A 16,497-nucleotide genomic window follows, 5' to 3' on the forward strand; every position below is an offset into this window, starting at 1 on the left:
GCGACGGCGGCCACCGGGGCTAGGCGGCGTCGAGTCCCAGGTCCTGCACCACCTCGACGGCCGGCATCGTGCCCAGGAGCGCGCCCGGGAGCGTGAGCTTCGAGCGGCGCAGGCCGCTGCCTACGACGACGTCGCCCGCGTCGCGGACCCGCGCGTCGACCAGCACGCGCCAGGCCTGCGGCAGGCCGATGGGCGTGATGCCGCCGTACTCCATGCCGGACTCCTCGACGGCGCGGTCCATCGCCATGAACGACGCCTTGCGGACGTCGAGCAGGCGCTTGACCGCGTTGTTCACGTCGGCGCGGGTGCTCGCGAGCACGACGGCGGCCGCGACGCGCTCCTCGCCCGCGCGCCGGCCCGCGACCAGCACGCAGTTCGCCGACGCGTCGAGGGGCAGCCCGTAGGCGGCGGTGAGCGCGACGGTGTCGGCGAGGTCGGGGTCGATCTCGGCGACCCGGACCGCTGCGGCGACGGCCGGGTCGGCGTCGGCCCACCGCGTCAGGGCGGCCGTGGTGCCGGGAGCGAGGAGGTCGGGTCGGTCGAGGGCTGGCGTCCAGTCCAGGGCGGCGATCGGCATGGTGCCATCCTGACCCGTGCCGCCGGCGGGGTGCACGCGCGCCCGTTGACGCCCCGGCGAGGGCGCGGCCAGCATGGGAGCGCGCCGCCGTGGCGCGGTGGTGCCGGGCGTCACAGGGGGCGACCATGGCGGGTTCGCGGTTCACGGTGCCGGCGGGGTGGCCGACCCCGCCCGACGGGTGGCGTCCCGGGCCGGGCTGGACCCCGGACCCCGCGTGGGGCCCGGCTCCGCCGGACTGGGACTTCTGGCCGGACGAGCCGGCGGGCGGCGGGGCCGGGCCGGCACCGGCCGTCGGGCGCGCGACCGCCTACCGGGTCCGGTGGCTCGTGGCGTACTGGTGCGCCGTGCTGCTGAGCAGCATCGCCCTCGTGCTCGCCCTCACGGGCGAGGACGTCCCGCCGGCGTCCCAGCTCGCCGTCGCGCTGGGCTGGGTGGCGGCGCTGGCCGGCACGCTCATGGCGACGGACCTCGTGCGGCGCGGCGTCGGGGACGTCGCGTTCGACGAGGCCACGTCCAGGACGCGCGTCGTCTCGCTCGCGTGGCTGCTGGTCGTCTCGATCCTGGTGGTCGCCACGGTCGTGATGACAGGCGGCGGCGAGACAGAGCTGACCGACCCCAGCATCGGCGTCGAGCTCACGGGCGGTCTCGTCGAGACGATCGCCGGCGGCGTCGCGTTCCTCGCCGTCGCCGGCGAGGGCTTCTCGGCCTACCGGGCGTGCCGGGAGCGGCTCCTGCTCACCGCGCGCTGACCGGCGTCGTCAGGCCTGGAACGTCGGCGTGATCGTGCCGCGCGCGAGCGTGTGGAACAGCGCCGTGAAGGCGACCTTGGTGGGGGTCGCGTCGTCGTCGAGCTCGAGGGAGTCGACGTCGAGCGCGTGCACCGCGAACACGTAGCGGTGGGGGCGGTCGCCGGCCGGCGGAGCGGCGCCCGTGTAGCCGACGCCGCCGCCGTCGTTCCGCGCCTGCCGGGCGCCCGCGGGCAGCGCGGCGCCGTCGGGCGCACCGGCGCCGGTGGGGAGGCTGGACGTGCTCGCGGGCAAGTCCCACACGGTCCAGTGCCAGAAGCCGGCGGGCGTGGGGGCGTCCGGGTCGAAGCACGAGACGACGAAGCTGCGCGTCCCGTCCGGCGCGCCCTGCCAGGCCAGGTGCGGGGACGTGCTCCCGCCGGCGGCGGTGAAGCGCTCGGGCAGCGGTGCGCCGTCGACGACGTCGTCGCTGGTCACGGCGAGGTCCGGGGCCTCGGGGAGCAGCGAGTACGGGTCCGGTGCGGTCGGTCGGGCGAGGTCCACGGTTCCTCCAGGGGTCGGCACCTCCATCATCGCGATCACGGCGCGCGGCGCACGGCGAGCGCGGCGGTGCGGCCGTCCCGGGTGAGCGTCGCCGCCCCGTCCGGGCGCACCCGCACGGGCTCGGTGGCGACGCGCCGGGGCGACGCGCGGGCCGATTGACACCTCCGGGGTGGCGGCGTGTACTGATAGTTCGAACGTGCGTTCGAACGTCGTGCAGCGAGGAGGAGGTGCCCATGACCGCGGTCGTCGAGCGATCTGGCCCTCCCGTGGCGCCCGCGGAGGGGGTCGGGCTCTCGCGCGCCGCCCTGGCCCGCGCCGCCCTGGCCCGCGCCGAGGAGCGCACCGGGGCGCGGGGCTGGGTCCGGCCCGTCCGGGGACCGCGGCCCGCCGAGACGCTCGTGGCCGCCGCGTCCCCGGACGCGCCCCTCACCGTCCCGGGCCACGCGCCCGAGCCCGCCGACGACGACTCCGAGGCGGCCGAGCGACTGCTGCCGGTCCGTCCCGAGCTGGCGCCGCTGCTCCCGCTGGGCGCCCTGGGGCGGGGGAGCACCGTGGTGGTCACGGGGTCGACGTCGCTCGTGCTCGGGCTCGTCGCCGAGGCCTCGCGCGCCGGCGGCTGGGTCGCCGTCGTGGGCCTGCCCGGCATGGGCGTGCTGGCTGCCCACGAGCTCGGGGTCGCGCTGGACCGCGTCGTCCTGGTCCCCGACCCGGGCGCTGACGGGCCCACGGTCGTGGCAGCGCTGCTGGACGGCGTCGACGTCGTCGTGGTCGGCCCGCAGACCGCCCTGTCCGACGGCGACCGCCGCCGGCTCACCGCCCGCGCGCGCGAGCGCTCGGCGGTGCTGCTGCCGACGACGCCGTGGCCGGGTGCGCACGTGGTCCTCACCGCCCGTACCGCCGCGTGGGAGGGCCTCGGGCACGGTCACGGCCGGTTGCGCTCGCGGCAGCTCGTCGTCGAGCGGCAGGGCCGCGGCAGCGCGGCCCGCCCCGTGCGCGCGCAGGTCAGCCTGCCCGCGGGTGCCCGCCCGTGGGAGCCGGCGGCCGAGCCCGCCGGTGCCCAGGTTGCCGGCCAGGGCGTGGTGCACGCCGTCCCCGCCCCGCCCGTCCGGAGGGCCGGATGAGCGTGACCGACGTCCTCGTGCCGGCCGGTGCGTCCCGCCCGGTCCTGCCCGTGCGCACCGCCGCCGTGTGGGTGCCGGACTGGCCGGTGCTCGCCGCCATGACCGCCGAGGGCGTGGACGCGCACCTGCCCGCCGCGGTCCACGACGGGCGGCGCGTCGTCGCCGTCTCGGCCACCGCGCGGCGTGCGGGCGTGCGTCGCGGCATGCGGCGCCGCCACGCACAGGAGTGCTGCCCCGAGATCGCCCTGCTGGCCGCCGACGCGGGGCGCGACGTCCGGCTCTTCGAGCCCGTCGCGACGGCGGCCGAGGCCGTGGTCGCGGGCATCGAGGTCGCCCGCCCGGGGCTGCTCCTGCTCCCCGCCGAGGGGGCCGGGCGGTACCACGGGTCGGAGGAGGTGCTGGCGGAGCGGCTCGTCGACGGGGTGGCCGAGCGCACCGGCTACGAGGCGCAGGTCGGGGTGGCCGACGGCGCCGGGGCGGCGGTTCTCGCCGCGCGGGCCGGGCGCCTCGTGCCGCCCGGGGGAGCGGCCCGGTTCCTGGCCCCGCTCGCCGTCGGTGAGCTGCTGCACGTCGCGACGGGGGAGACGGCCGCGCGCGTGCCCGAGCTGGTCGACCTGCTGCGCCGGCTCGGCCTGCGCACCCTGGCCGACCTGGCGCGCCTGCCGGCCGCCGACGTGCAGACCCGGTTCGGCGCGCTCGGCGCCTGGGCCCACGCGGTCGCCTCGGGCCGCGACGACCGCCCGGCGGCGCTGCGACGGCTCGAGCCCGACGTCGCCGTCGAGCAGGAGATGGACCCGCCGATCGAGCGGGTCGAGGCCGCCGCGTTCGCGGCGCGGCGGCTCGCCGAGGAGCTCCACGCCCAGCTCCAGGCGCGCGGCGCCGGCTGCGGGCGGCTGCAGATCACGGCCCGGACGGAGGACGGCCACGAGCTGATCCGCACGTGGCGCACGGACACGGCGCTGGGCGGCATGTCCGTGGCGCGGATGACCGACCGCGTGCGCTGGCAGCTCGAGGGCTGGCTCACCCGGCAGGGGACGCGTCGCCCGTCCGCCGACCCGGCGCTGAGCGACCCCGAGCCCGGGCGGCTGGTCCGGCTCGGGCTGCGGGCCGAGGAGGTCGTCGCCGTCGGCGCCGAGCAGGGCAGGCTCTGGGGCAACCCGAGCGGGTCCGACCTGCGCGCCCAGCGCGCGCTGCACCGCGTCCAGGGCCTGATCGGCGCGGAGAGGGTGCTCACGCCCGCGCTGCAGGGCGGGCGCGAGGTGCGGGACCAGGTCGCGCTCGTCCCGTGGGGCGAGGAGCCGCCGCCGACGCGTCCCACCGGTGCGCCGTGGCCGGGCAGCCTGCCCCGGCCCGCGCCGGCGACCGTGCTCACCGAGCCGCAGGTGGTCCAGCTGGTCGGCGCGGACGGGCGCCGCGTCCAGGTCGACGCGCGGCTGCAGGTCAGCGCCGACCCGGCCGTGGTGTGGTGGCCCGCGCAGGGGGACCTGCCCGAGCGCGAGACGCCGGTGACCGGTTGGGCCGGGCCGTGGCCCGTGGTCCAGCGCTGGTGGGGGGCCGACCCGTGCCGCGCGGTGTACCTCCAGGCCACCCTCGCGGACGGCCACGCGGTGCTGCTCGCGCTGCGCGACGGCGTGTGGGCCGTGGAGGCCCGGTATGACTGAGCGCTACGCCGAGCTGCACGCGCACTCCGCCTTCAGCTTCCTCGACGGCGCGAGCCAGCCCGAGGAGCTGGTCCACGAGGCGGCGCGGCTGGGCCTGTCGGGCCTCGCGCTGACGGACCACGACGGGCTGTACGGCGTCGTGCGCTTCGCCCAGGCCGCGCGCGACGCCGGGCTGCCCACGGTCTTCGGCTCCGAGCTGCACCTGCCCGCACCCGGCGGCGTGCTCGACGAGCCGACGGGCACGCCCGACCCCCGCGCCACGCACCTGCTCGTGCTCGCGCGCGGACCCGACGGCTACCGCGCGCTGTCCAGCGCGATCGCCGAGGCCCACCTGGCGACCGGCACCAAGGGCATGGCCGACCACCGGCTCGAGACGCTGGCCCAGGCCGCGGCCGGGCAGTGGCTGGTCCTGACGGGGTGCCGCAAGGGCGCCGTGCGCAGCGCGCTCGAGCCGCACGGCCCGGACGGGCGCTGGGACCTCGACGCCGCGCGGGTCGAGCTCGACCGGCTCACCGCCCTGTTCGGCCGGGACAACGTGGCCGTCGAGATCTCGGACACGGGTGACCCGTGGGACTCCGAGCGCTGCGACGCGCTGGCCGAGCTGGCGGCGCGCGCCCGCCTGCCGCTGGTCGCCACCGGGAACGTGCACCACGCGACCCCGGCCGACGCCGACCTCGCCGCCGCGCTCGCGGCCGTGCGCGCCCGCTCGAGCCTGGACGACGTCGACGGCTGGTTGCCCGGCGGCCCCGGCGCGCACCTGCGCTCGGCCGCGGAGATGGCCGCGCGGCACCGCCGCCACCCGCAGGCGGTGCGCACCGCCGCCGAGCTGGCGGCGCAGTGCGCGTTCGACCTCGCGCTCGTCGCGCCGAACCTGCCGCCGTACCCCGTGCCGCCCGGGCACACCGAGGCGACGTGGCTGCGCGAGCTCGTGCGGCGTGGCGCGCTCGACCGGTACGGGCCGCCCGGCGCGGAGCGGGTGCCGGGCGCCTACGCGCAGATCGCGCACGAGCTCGACGTCATCGAGACGCTCGGCTTCCCGGGGTACTTCCTCATCGTCCACGACCTGGTGTCCTTCTGCCACGAGCGCGGGATCCTGTGCCAGGGCCGCGGCTCGGCCGCCAACTCGGCGGTCTGCTACGCGCTGGGCGTGACAGCCGTCGACGCCGTCCGGCACGGGCTGCTCTTCGAGCGCTTCCTCGCCCCCGAGCGCGACGGGCCGCCGGACATCGACGTCGACATCGAGTCGATGCGCCGCGAGGAGGTCATCCAGCACGTCTACGAGCGGTTCGGCCGCCGGCACGCGGCCCAGGTCGCGAACGTCATCTCCTACCGGCCCAAGTCCGCGGTGCGCGACGCCGCCCGGGCGCTCGGCTACGACGTCGGGCAGCAGGACGCGTGGAGCAAGAGCATCGAGCGCTGGGGCTCGCTGCGCGGGCCGGAGCGGCCGACGTCGTGGTGGCACGTGACGAAGGCGGGCCCGGTGGCGCCCGAGGTGACCGCCGACGGGCACGACGTCGTCCCCGCGCAGCGACCGCCGTCGGCGCAGGAGGAGGGGTCGATCCCCGACCCGGTGCTCGACCTGGCCGACCGGTTCCTGCGCCTGCCCCGGCACCTGGGCATCCACTCGGGCGGCATGGTGCTGTGCGACCGGCCGGTGATCGAGGTGTGCCCGGTGGAGTGGGCGCGCATGCCGGGCCGCACCGTGCTCCAGTGGGACAAGGACGACTGCGCCGACGCGGGCCTGGTGAAGTTCGACCTGCTGGGCCTCGGCATGCTCTCGGCGCTGCGGATCGCGTTCGACCTGGTGGCGCGGCACGAGGGCGTCGAGCTCAGCCTGCACTCGCTGCCGCAGGAGGACCCCGCGGTCTACGACCTGCTGTGCGCGGCGGACACCGTCGGGGTCTTCCAGGTCGAGTCGCGCGCCCAGATGGCGACGCTCCCGCGGCTGCAGCCGCGGTGCTTCTACGACATCGTCATCGAGGTCGCGCTCATCCGGCCCGGCCCCATCCAGGGCGGGTCCGTGCACCCGTACATCAACCGGGTGCGGGGCCGCGAGGAGGTCACCTACCTGCACCCGCTGCTGGAGAAGTCGCTCGCCAAGACCAAGGGCGTGCCGCTGTTCCAGGAGCAGCTCATGCAGATGGCGATCGACGTCGCCGGGTTCAGCGGGGCCGAGGCGGACCGGCTGCGGCGCGCGATGGGGTCCAAGCGCTCGATCGAGAAGATGGAGGCGCTGCGCTCACGGCTCATGTCCGGCATGGCGGCGCGCGGCATCACCCCGGACGTGGGGGAGCAGATCTTCGACAAGCTCAAGGCGTTCGCCGACTTCGGGTTCCCCGAGTCGCACGCGTACTCGTTCGCCTACCTCGTGTACGCGAGCTCGTGGCTCAAGGTGCACCACCCGGCAGCCTTCTGCGCGGCGCTGCTCGCGGCGCAGCCGATGGGGTTCTACTCGCCGCAGACCCTCGTGGCGGACGCCCGGCGGCACGGCGTGACGGTGCTGCGGCCGGACGTGCAGGCGTCCCAGACGCTCGCGGACCTCGAGCGGCTGCCCGACGCCGACCGGCAGGCGCCGGCCGAGGTCCCGGACGAGGAGGTGCCGCGCGCGGGGCGCGGCGGGAGTGGTCCGGCGGCGGTCGGCGTCGTGCGTCCCACGGAGGCGGCGCTCCGCGGGCCGGCGATCCGCCTCGGGCTCGGCTCTGTCCGGGGGATCGGGGACGCGCTCGCGGACACGCTGGTCGCCGAGCGCACGGCGAACGGACCGTTCACGGGGCTGCGGGACCTGGTGCGTCGCGTCCGGCTCAGCACCACCCAGCTCGAGGCGCTCGCGACGGCCGGGGCGCTGGAGTCCCTGGGCGTCGGCCGGCGCGAGGCGCTCTGGGCGGCGGGGGCGCTCGCCCAGGAGGGGCCGGACACGCTGCCGGGCGTCGCCGTCGGCGTGCAGGCGCCGGCGCTCCCGGGCATGACGCACGTCGAGACAGCGGTCGCCGACGTGTGGGCGACGGGGATGTCCGTGGACTCCTACCCGACGCAGCACGTGCGCGACGGCCTCGTCGCGGCGGGGGTGATCACGGTCGCGCAGGCGTTCGAGCACGAGCCCGGTCGCCGCGTCGGCGTGGCGGGCGTCGTGACGCACCGGCAGCGGCCGGGCACGGCACGCGGCGTGACGTTCCTGTCGCTCGAGGACGAGACCGGCCTGCTCAACGTCATCTGCACGTCCGGGCTCTGGAGCCGGTTCCGCACGATCGCCCGCGGCTCGCCGGCGCTCGTCGTGCGCGGGCGGCTCGAGCGGGCCGACGGCGCGACGAACCTCCTCGCCGAGCACCTCGCGCCGCTGTCCCTGCGGGTACCGACGGCGAGCCGCGACTTCCGGTGACCGGACGTGCGCCCGTGGGCTCGCCGACGACGGGCGGGGACGCGGCGGTCAGCGCTCGGCGCTGCCCACCGGCTCACCGTCGGCGATGCGTTCGTTCTCCGGTGGCGGACCCTGGTCGTGGTCCACCTCCGAGAAGTCCGTCGGTGGGTCGAGGTGCCGCAGGCGGGCGAACACCGCCCACGCCACCGCGATGAGCGGCACCGAGATCACGGCTCCGAGGATGCCCGCGACGAGCGTGCCCGCGGTGACGCCGAGGGCGACCGCCACCGGGTGCAGCGAGACCTGCTTGCCCATGACCAGCGGGGTGAGGATGTGCCCCTCGAACTGGCCGATGAGCGCGATGCCGATGCCCACGAGGATCGCGTTGACGATGCCGTTGGCGGCCAGGGCCACGACCATCGCGACCACCATCGCGAGCGGCGCACCGATGAGCGGGATGAAGGCACCGATGAACACCAGGACCGCGAGCGGCGCCGCGAGCGGGACGCCGAGCGCCAGCAGGATGATCACGGCCAGGATGCCGTCCGCCGCGGCGACGATGAACGTCCCGCGGGTGTAGCCCGAGAACGTGTACCAGGCGACCCCGCCGCCGGTGTGCCACGCCTCGCGGTTGCGCGCCGGCAGCTGGTTGAGGAACCACGTCCACATCTCCGTGCCGCGCGTGACGAAGAAGACCGTGCAGAACGTCGCCAGGGCCAGCGCGGTGAGCACCTGCGCCGCCGATCCCGCGCTCGTCAGGGCCTGGCTCAGGATCGTGCTGCTGTTCTGCTGCAGCCACTCCTGGCCGGACGCGATCCAGTCCTGGACGTCCTCGCTCGTCACCGTGAGGTGCAGTGGGCTGTCCTCGAGGAACGACAGGATGGTGCCGATGCCCGTGTTGAACTGCTCACCGAGCGACGCCCACTGGCCGGCGACCGAGAGCCCGATGTACGTGAACAGCCCGACGATCACGAGCAGCGACGCGAGGATCGACAGCGCGGTCGCGATCCCCCGCGGCATGAAGCGGTCCAGGACGTTGACGATCGGGCGCAGCACCGCGGTGAAGACGAGCGCGAGGAACACCGCGATGAACAGGAGCAGCACGCGCGACGTCGCGTAGAAGACCAGGGCGACGGCAGCGACGACGACCAGCACGCGCCACGACCAGCCCGCGACGACGCGCAGCCACTGCGGCGCCGTCTCCTCGTAGCCGACCACCGACGGGTTCCGCCGGGCACCGGCGACCTTCTTCGCCGCCGGGCTCGCCGCGGCGAGGTGCCGCATGGAGATCTTGGAACGCTCCGGCTCGACGGTCGTCGACTCGTCCTGGTCGGTCATCGCACCTCCTTGTGGCGGACGCGAGGCGCGTCGTCGGCCTCAGTCTGCCGCAGGGGTGGCCCATCGGCCGCGTCAGACGGGCCCACCACGCCGTGCTATCTTTACTGCCGCACTCGAGGGGCCGTCAGGGTCCTGAGAGTCCACCCGTCCGGGTGGCGGAATGGCAGACGCGCTAGCTTGAGGTGCTAGTGCCCGTATAGGGCGTGGGGGTTCAAGTCCCCCTCCGGACACTCGTTGAGACAGCGACCAGAGGCCCCTGATCTGCGGAGACGCAGAGCGGGGGCCTTCTTGGTGTGGCTGCGTGCACACCCGTGGGTCCACGCACACGGTGACGGCGCTGGACCGCAGCTCCCCGCCACGGCAGCCTGGGGCCGTGGACGTGCAGGGTCGGCAGGAGTCGGGTGCGACGCCGTCCGCGCACGGCACCACGGACTCGGTCGTCATCGACAACACCGATCCCGGCTGCCCCAAGGTCATCGACCCCACCACCGCTCACGCGTCACGCTGAACGCCGAGCAGAGGGCGCACGCTCGCCTTGTCGCCCTCCGGGGCCGGGCGTACCTTGGCGGCACAGCAACATCAGCGCACCGGGGGGCGGTCGCATGTGCACAGCAACGAACTACACGACCAAGAATCACTACTTCGGTCGGAATCTCGACCTGGAGCTCTCGTACAACGAGACGGTGACGGTCACGCCGAGGAACTTCGTCTTCGAGTTCCGCCGGGTGCCGGCGCTCGAGAGCCATCACGCGATCATCGGCATCGCGACGGTCGCCGAGGGGTATCCGCTCTACTACGACGCGACCAACGAGGCGGGCCTGAGCATGGCGGGCCTGAACTTCCCGGGGAACGCGGACTACAAGCCCGAGGCGGACGGCCGCACGAACATCACGCCGTTCGAGTTCATCCCGTGGATCCTCGGGCAGTGCGCGACGGTCGCCGACGCGCGGGCGCTCCTCGCGGACCTCAACCTCGTCGACATCCCGTTCAGCGCGCAGTTCCCGCTGTCGCCGCTGCACTGGATCATCTCCGACCGCGACTCCTCGGTCACCGTGGAGTCCGTCAAGGAGGGCCTGAAGGTCTACGACAACCCCACGGGCGTCCTGACCAACAACCCCACCTTCGACATCCAGCTGTTCAACCTCAACAACTTCATGAGCCTGTCGACCGAGCCGCCGAAGAACACGTTCTCCGACGCCCTGGACCTCGACACCTACAGCCGCGGCATGGGCGGCATCGGGCTGCCCGGTGACCTGTCCTCGGCGTCGCGCTTCGTCAAGGCGGTGTTCACGAAGATGAACTCCGTCTCGGGGGACTCCGAGTCGGAGTCGATCAGCCAGTTCTTCCAGATCCTCGGGTCCGTCGCGCAGCAGCGCGGCTGCGTGCAGGTGGGGGACGGGTACGAGATCACGATCTACTCGTCGTGCTGCAACACCGACACGGGCGTCTACTACTACACGACCTACGAGAACAGCCAGGTCACGGGCGTCGACATGCACAAGGAGGACCTCGACGGCAAGGAGCTGGCGAGCTACCCCCTGGTGAAGGGGCAGCAGGTCTCCGTGCAGAACTGAGTGCAGGACTGACGCCCCGCCCGCGCAGGGCCGCCCGGCGCGGGCGGCCCTCCGCGGCGCCTACGCTGTGCGGCGATGATGACGCGAGCGGAGGGGGCCTACCTGGGTGCGGTCCGGGCCTTCCAGAACCCGATGCTGGACCTGCTCCACAAGCGTCACGCACCCCTGGTGGTGTCCCTGCTGTCCGTCGTGTTCACACCCGAGCGCCCGGCCGTGCCGGTGGCCGATGCCCACACCGAGGTGGGCGAGGCCCTCGAGCAGCTGCGCGCCGCGGGCCACCAGGACGACCTGCCCACCGCCACCGCGCGCGAGCTGTGCCGGCAGTGGGCCGACGCCGGCTGGCTCGTGCGCCACGTCCTGGACGACGACGTCGAGGTCTACCGGCTCTCGGCCCACGCCGTCGGCGCGCTCGAGGTCGCCGGACGCGCCGGCGGCGCGCGGGCGCGCGTGTCGCGGTCGCGCATCCGGACCCTGCTGGACGCCGTCGAGCGACTCGCCCAGGACGCCGACCCCGACGTCCTGGTGCGCATGGCGCGCCTGGACGCCGAGATGGCGCGGATCCGCGCCGAGCTCGACCGCCTGCAGCGGACCGGCACGGTCGAGGAGGTCGACGAGGAGCAGCTGCTCGAGGAGGCGGAGAACGTCCTGCACCTCGTGCGCGAGCTGCCGGCCGACTTCGCGCGCGTCGCCGAGTCGATCAAGGCGATGCAGCGGGACGTCGTCACGGCCCTGCGCCAGGACGTGCGCCCGACCGGCGACGTGCTGCGCGAGTACCTCGAGCGCGGCGAGCACGTCATGGAGTCGACCGCCGAGGGCCGGGCGTTCGCCGGGGCGCTGCGCCTCATCGGCGACCCGCAGCGCCTGGACGAGCTCGCCGCCCAGCTCGACGTCGTGCTGCGGCACCGGTTCGCCCACCGCCTGCCGGCCCAGCAGCGCGCGGAGCTGCGCGACCTCGGCCGCCGCATCGAGCAGGGCCTGGACCAGGTCTTCACCGCGCAGCGCGAGGCCTCGTACGTGATCACGACCCAGGTGCGCAACCACGACCCGCTGCGCGACCGCCAGGTCGACGACCTGCTGCGCGAGGTGATGACGGGTCTGCAGGCGTGGACGCCGGACGCGCGCCGCGGCCAGCAGGTCGAGCCGCTGCGGCGCCTGCCCGTCGCCGAGGTCGACCACCTGCGCCAGACCGCCGGGGACCTGCGCCCGCCGCAGCCGCCCGCCGCGCTGGGCGTGGACGACGACGACGCCGACACCGACGTCTCGCACCTGGAGGCCCGCGCCTGGGGCGGCCCGCAGTACACGGCGCTGCACGAGCAGCTGACGCGTCTGGCCGACCCCTCCGGGCAGGTCGACGTCGCCGCGGCCTTCGCGGCCGCCCCGAGCGCCCTCCGGCGACCGGTCGACCTGCTGGGCCTCCTGGAGATCGCGCACGACCTGGGCATGACCGAGACCGGCGACCTCGCGTTCGTCGAGGCGCTGCGACCCGACGGGACGCGGCGCCGGTTCGCGTTCGGTGCGGTGACGACACGGATGAGGGACGAGACCGATGAGTGAGACCACCGAGACGGCGTTCATCGCGCCCGTGCCGATGGAGGAGGACCCGACCGAGCTGTTCGCCGGCGACTCGGGCACCCTCGACGCCGACGTGCGGCGTCTCCTCGTGCGCCTCCTGCAGCGGCGGTTCCTCCTCGCGGACCGCAACCGCGCGCAGTGGCGCACCCTCGTGGAGAACCAGCAGGTCGTCGAGTCGCGCCTGCACGACCTGTTCGTGCACCTCGTCGTCGACCACGAGCGCGGCGTGGCGTACAAGAAGCAGGTCCGCTCGGCCGAGCTCGACGTGCCGGTGCTGCTGCGCGACGAGGCGTACACGCGGGCCGAGACGCTCGTCCTGGTGCACCTGCGCACGGTCTTCCAGCGGGAGCGGGGCGCCGGCCAGGCGTCGGTCCGCGTCGACGTGGAGGAGATCGAGCAGACCGCGCTGACGTACTTCGACCCCGACGACTCGAACGTCGCCTCGCGCCAGCGCGAGATCCGCGCCGCCGTCGCGCGGCTCGCGAAGGACGGGCTGATCGAGGAGGAGTCGGAGGGGCGCTACCGCGTCACGCCGCTCGTCGAGATCGTGCTGAGCAACGCGCGGCTCGCCGAGCTGCGCGACTGGCTCCGCGAGCAGGGACGCACGAACGCGGAGGACGCGCGATGACCATGGTGGACACCCTCTTCGGCCTGGTGCCGGCGGCCTCGACGGGCCAGCAGTGGGTCGCGCGCGAGCTGCAGCTCGTCAACTGGGGCGGCTACGACGGCCACCACGCGGTGCGGCTGGCCTCGACCGCGACGCTGCTCTCCGGGGCCTCCGGCTCGGGCAAGTCGACGCTCATGGACGCGTACATCGCGCTGCTGATGCCGCACACGACGCCGTTCAACGGCGCCTCGAACGGCGGCGTCGTCGGCCGCCCGCGCGGCAAGGACCAGCGCAACATCGTGTCCTACGCGCGCGGCAAGCTCGACGAGTCGCGCACCGAGGACGGCACGCGCGAGCGCGTGCTGCGCGGCGACGGCCGGGACACGTGGTCCGCGATCGCGGTGACGTGGGCGGACCAGTCCGAGCGCCTCTTCACGGCCGTGCGCGCGTGGTACGTCCCCTCCGCGGCGCGCACGCTCGACGACGTCGTCGCGGTGCGGGCGACGTGCGACGGCGCCTTCGACCTGCGCGACCTCGAGCCCGCCGCGGCCCAGCGGCTCTCCCGCCCGGCCGTCACCGCCGCCGGGCTGAGCCCGTTCGACACGGACCGTGAGTACACGGCGCGCCTGCACCTGACGCTGGGGATCGGCGCGACGGGCGACGGCGCCAAGGCCGTGGCCCTGCTCGGGCGCATCCAGGCGGGCCAGCAGATCGCCACCGTGGACGCCCTCTACAAGGCGATGGTGCTCGAGGAGCCCGTCACCTTCGCGACCGCCGACGCCGTCGTCGAGCAGTTCGACAAGCTCAGCGGGACGCGCGCCCAGATGGTCACCGCGCGCCAGCAGGTCACGGCGCTCGAGCCGATCCGCGAGCACCGCGAGCGCATCGAGGAGGCCGGCGAGCGGCTCCGGCTGATCGACGCCCTCGGGACCGTCGACGACAGCGCGTCGCCCATCGCGCTGTGGCGCGACGAGCGACGGCTCGGTCTGCTGCGGGCGGTGGAGGACGAGCTCCAGGGCGCGCACCAGGACGCCCGTCGCGTGGTCCGCGAGACGACGGCCCGGGTCGACGCCGCGCGCTCGGAGCTCGACGGCGTCCGGCAGACGCTGTGGGCGTCCGGGGGCGACCGGCTGGCCACCGCCCAGCGCGAGCTGCGCGGCGCGCAGGAGCGGCGCGACCGCGCCGCCGGCGCCCGGCGGCGGGTCGACGAGGTGGTCGAGGCGGCCTTCGGGCGACCGCTCACGTCCGCGGCGGAGTTCGACGCGCTCGTCGCGCAGGCGGGCGCCGCGCTGCGCGACGACGACGCCAAGACCGCGACCCGCCGGGCCTTCGCCGAGGCGATGGCCGAGCGCAAGGAGGCGCGCGCCGAGCTGGCGGCGCTGCGCGAGGAGCGGGCCGAGGTCGCGCGCCGTACCGACAACATCCCGGGCGACCTGCACGCGGCGCGCGAGGCCCTGGCGCGCGCCGCGGGCCTGGAGCCGCAGGACCTGCCCTTCGTGGCCGAGCTCGTCGAGGTCCGTACCGAGCACGAGCCCTGGCGGGACGCGTTCAACCTCGCCCTCGGTGGCTTCGCCACGCTGCTGCTCATCGACGTGGCGCACCTGCGCGCGTTCCGCGCCGCGGTCGACGCCGTGCCCGTCGCGCGGCGCGTGCGCTTCGAGGGCGTCCCGACGGGGATGGGTGACGACGTCGCGCTGGACCCGCGCACGCTGCCCGGGCGGCTCGACGTGCGCCCCGGCCCGTTCAGCGGGTGGCTCCGGGGGGAGCTCGCGAGCAGGTTCGCGTACGTCTGCGTCGACACCCCCGGGGAGCTCGCGCAGCACGCCAAGGCGCTGACGCGCGCCGGCCAGGTCTCCGAGGGGCGGCGGGGCGCGCACGGCGGCCGCGGCCGCACCAACGTGCTGGGCTTCACGAACACCCGCCGGCTCGAGCACCTCGACCGGCAGGACGCGCACGCGCAGGAGCGCCTCCGGCTCGCCGACGCCGAGGTCGTCGCCGCCGAGCAGCGGCTCGACCGGCTCGAGGTCCAGCGCGACGCCTACGTGCAGCTCGGCGAGCTCACCTGGGAGCAGGTCGACGTCGTCGGGGCCGAGGCCGAGGTGGTGCGGTGGCAGCGGGTCATCGACGACGTCACGTCGGGCAGCCCCGAGGTGGCCCGCCTCCAGCGGCGGGTGGCGGAGCTCGAGACGCGCATCCGCGCCCTCACCGAGGAGCTCGGCCGGGTCAAGGGCGCCGCCGACGAGCTCGAGGGGCGCTGGACCGCGACGACCGACGAGGTCGACGTCGCGCAGCGTGCGCTCGACGCGGCGCGCTCGGCCGGGACGACCGTCGACGAGGAGCAGGGCGCCTACCTCGAGCGGCTGCTCGGCGCGACGGGGGAGCCGGCCGGTGCCGCGGCGCGACCGGCCGGACCCGTCGAGGCGCTGCGGCGGTTCGACGAGACGCTCGCCCGCGCGGCGGGCCTGCTCCGCGGGGACCGCGAGGCGGCCCAGCAGATGCTGGTCGCGGCCCGCGACGCCCTGCGGCGGACGTTCGAGACGTTCGTCGAGCGGTGGCCCGACCCGAACCTGGGCACCGACCCCGAGGACTCGTACGGCGACTTCGCGCGGCTCCTCGCCGACCTCGAGGCCGACGGCCTGCACGGGCTCGAGGCCGAGTGGCGTCGGAGCCTGCTGCGGCTGTCCGGCAACGACCTGGCGGACCTGCACAACGGGCTCGCCCGCTCCGTGCGCGAGATCAAGGAGCGCATCCGGCCGGTCAACGACATCCTCGCGAACCTGCCCTTCGCGGACGACGACCACCGGCTGCGGATCGACGCGCGCGACGTCCAGTCCACCGTGGTGGCGCGCTTCCGCGCGGAGCTGCGGGACCTGCGCGAGGTCCTCGCGACCGACGCGACCGACGCCGAGCGCGAGCGGCGGTACCTCCGGATGGCCAAGGTGGTCGACCGCATCCGGCGGACGGCGCCCGACTTCGCCGAGCTCGTCGACGTCCGGCGGCACGTGCGCCTCAGCGCGGAGAAGGTGGACCTCGAGGGCCGCCACGTGGCGCTGTACGACCACATCGGCGAGAAGTCCGGCGGGGAGTCCCAGGAGCTCGTCGCGTTCATCGTCGGCGCGGCCCTGCGCTACCAGCTCGGCGACGCCGGCGCGGACCGCCCGCGCTACGCCCCGGTGTTCCTCGACGAGGCGCTGATCAAGGCGGACGCACGGTTCACCGGCCGGGCCATCGGTGCGTGGCGCGGCCTGGGCTTCCAGCTCGTGATCGGGGCGCCGAACGACAAGTTCGGTGCGCTCGAGCCGCACGTCGACCTCAAGTACGTGGTGCTCAAGGACGCGTCCGGCCGGTCGCGGACGAAGCCGATCGCCGGGGTCCCGGATGGTGCCGCGCCGGCCTGACGCCG

Annotated in this window: 12 protein-coding genes and 1 tRNA gene; 10 read left to right on the forward strand and 3 right to left on the reverse strand. The window is 75.3% G+C overall.

Translation table 11 applies throughout. The features are described from left to right. Positions 1–19: 19 nt before the first annotated feature. Positions 20–577, reverse strand: coding sequence for a YbaK/EbsC family protein (locus H2O74_RS07040; RefSeq protein WP_182113728.1), 558 nt, complete (start codon positions 575–577; stop codon positions 20–22). Positions 578–702: 125 nt separating this feature from the next. Here H2O74_RS07040 and H2O74_RS07045 point away from each other — a divergent pair, with 125 nt between their 5' ends. Then, positions 703–1,326, forward strand: a complete 624-nt coding sequence (locus H2O74_RS07045; RefSeq protein WP_182113729.1) for a hypothetical protein — start codon at positions 703–705, stop codon at positions 1,324–1,326. Between the two features lie 9 nt (positions 1,327–1,335). Here the strand turns inward: H2O74_RS07045 and H2O74_RS07050 are convergent, their stop codons facing one another. Continuing rightward, entirely contained in the window at positions 1,336–1,866 is a 531-nt protein-coding gene (locus tag H2O74_RS07050; RefSeq protein WP_182113730.1) for a YbhB/YbcL family Raf kinase inhibitor-like protein, read from the reverse strand. 233 nt (positions 1,867–2,099) lie between these two features. Here H2O74_RS07050 and H2O74_RS07055 point away from each other — a divergent pair, with 233 nt between their 5' ends. From H2O74_RS07055 to H2O74_RS07065, 3 genes are read left to right on the forward strand one after another with little or no spacing between them, the layout of a single operon-like run. Further along, positions 2,100–2,987 (forward strand): hypothetical protein, encoded by an 888-nt coding sequence (locus H2O74_RS07055; RefSeq protein ID WP_182113731.1) that lies wholly within the window; start codon positions 2,100–2,102, stop codon positions 2,985–2,987. Continuing rightward, complete coding sequence (locus H2O74_RS07060) at positions 2,984–4,648, forward strand: DNA polymerase Y family protein (protein WP_182113732.1); 1,665 nt, start codon at positions 2,984–2,986, stop codon at positions 4,646–4,648. Before H2O74_RS07055 ends, H2O74_RS07060 begins: the two co-directional genes overlap by 4 nt. Continuing rightward, entirely contained in the window at positions 4,641–8,024 is a 3,384-nt protein-coding gene (locus H2O74_RS07065) for an error-prone DNA polymerase (protein WP_182113733.1), read from the forward strand. The genes H2O74_RS07060 and H2O74_RS07065 overlap by 8 nt, the downstream gene beginning before the upstream one ends. A gap of 48 nt (positions 8,025–8,072) precedes the next feature. Here the strand turns inward: H2O74_RS07065 and H2O74_RS07070 are convergent, their stop codons facing one another. Beyond that, entirely contained in the window at positions 8,073–9,341 is a 1,269-nt protein-coding gene (locus H2O74_RS07070) for an AI-2E family transporter (protein WP_255491845.1), read from the reverse strand. Positions 9,342–9,487: 146 nt separating this feature from the next. Here H2O74_RS07070 and H2O74_RS07075 point away from each other — a divergent pair. From H2O74_RS07075 to H2O74_RS07095, 6 genes are all read left to right on the forward strand, one after another. Next, positions 9,488–9,571 (forward strand) — tRNA-Leu (locus H2O74_RS07075). Positions 9,572–9,714: 143 nt separating this feature from the next. Further along, a complete protein-coding gene (locus H2O74_RS16625; protein WP_255491846.1) occupies positions 9,715–9,849 on the forward strand; it encodes a hypothetical protein in 135 nt (44 codons plus the stop codon). A gap of 94 nt (positions 9,850–9,943) precedes the next feature. Further along, the gene (gene bsh, locus H2O74_RS07080; RefSeq protein WP_182113734.1) at positions 9,944–10,915 is read left to right on the forward strand and encodes a choloylglycine hydrolase; all 972 of its coding nucleotides are present in this window, start codon (positions 9,944–9,946) and stop codon (positions 10,913–10,915) included. Positions 10,916–10,990: 75 nt separating this feature from the next. Beyond that, a complete protein-coding gene (locus tag H2O74_RS07085; protein WP_182113735.1) occupies positions 10,991–12,469 on the forward strand; it encodes a DUF3375 domain-containing protein in 1,479 nt (492 codons plus the stop codon). After that, positions 12,462–13,115, forward strand: coding sequence for a DUF4194 domain-containing protein (locus H2O74_RS07090; protein WP_182113736.1), 654 nt, complete (start codon positions 12,462–12,464; stop codon positions 13,113–13,115). The genes H2O74_RS07085 and H2O74_RS07090 overlap by 8 nt, the downstream gene beginning before the upstream one ends. Further along, positions 13,112–16,492 carry an ATP-binding protein gene (locus tag H2O74_RS07095; protein ID WP_182113737.1) on the forward strand — a complete coding sequence of 1,127 codons (3,381 nt, stop codon included), beginning with the start codon at positions 13,112–13,114 and terminating at the stop codon, positions 16,490–16,492. The genes H2O74_RS07090 and H2O74_RS07095 overlap by 4 nt, the downstream gene beginning before the upstream one ends. Positions 16,493–16,497: the final 5 nt, after the last annotated feature.

Origin of the sequence: Actinotalea sp. JY-7876, assembly GCF_014042015.1 — a bacterium.
GTDB lineage: Bacteria > Actinomycetota > Actinomycetes > Actinomycetales > Cellulomonadaceae > Actinotalea.

What these genes read in the sequence shown, in the direction of transcription:
- H2O74_RS07040 (WP_182113728.1), bottom strand. Translation starts at nt 577, where the DNA reads ATGCCGATCGCCGCCCTGGACTGGACGCCAGCCCTCGACCGACCCGAC.
- H2O74_RS07045 (WP_182113729.1), top strand. Translation starts at nt 703, where the DNA reads ATGGCGGGTTCGCGGTTCACGGTGCCGGCGGGGTGGCCGACCCCGCCC.
- H2O74_RS07055 (WP_182113731.1), top strand. Translation starts at nt 2,100, where the DNA reads ATGACCGCGGTCGTCGAGCGATCTGGCCCTCCCGTGGCGCCCGCGGAG.
- H2O74_RS07060 (WP_182113732.1), top strand. Translation starts at nt 2,984, where the DNA reads ATGAGCGTGACCGACGTCCTCGTGCCGGCCGGTGCGTCCCGCCCGGTC.
- H2O74_RS07065 (WP_182113733.1), top strand. Translation starts at nt 4,641, where the DNA reads ATGACTGAGCGCTACGCCGAGCTGCACGCGCACTCCGCCTTCAGCTTC.
- H2O74_RS07070 (WP_255491845.1), bottom strand. Translation starts at nt 9,341, where the DNA reads ATGACCGACCAGGACGAGTCGACGACCGTCGAGCCGGAGCGTTCCAAG.
- bsh (WP_182113734.1), top strand. Translation starts at nt 9,944, where the DNA reads ATGTGCACAGCAACGAACTACACGACCAAGAATCACTACTTCGGTCGG.
- H2O74_RS07085 (WP_182113735.1), top strand. Translation starts at nt 10,991, where the DNA reads ATGATGACGCGAGCGGAGGGGGCCTACCTGGGTGCGGTCCGGGCCTTC.
- H2O74_RS07090 (WP_182113736.1), top strand. Translation starts at nt 12,462, where the DNA reads ATGAGTGAGACCACCGAGACGGCGTTCATCGCGCCCGTGCCGATGGAG.
- H2O74_RS07095 (WP_182113737.1), top strand. Translation starts at nt 13,112, where the DNA reads ATGACCATGGTGGACACCCTCTTCGGCCTGGTGCCGGCGGCCTCGACG.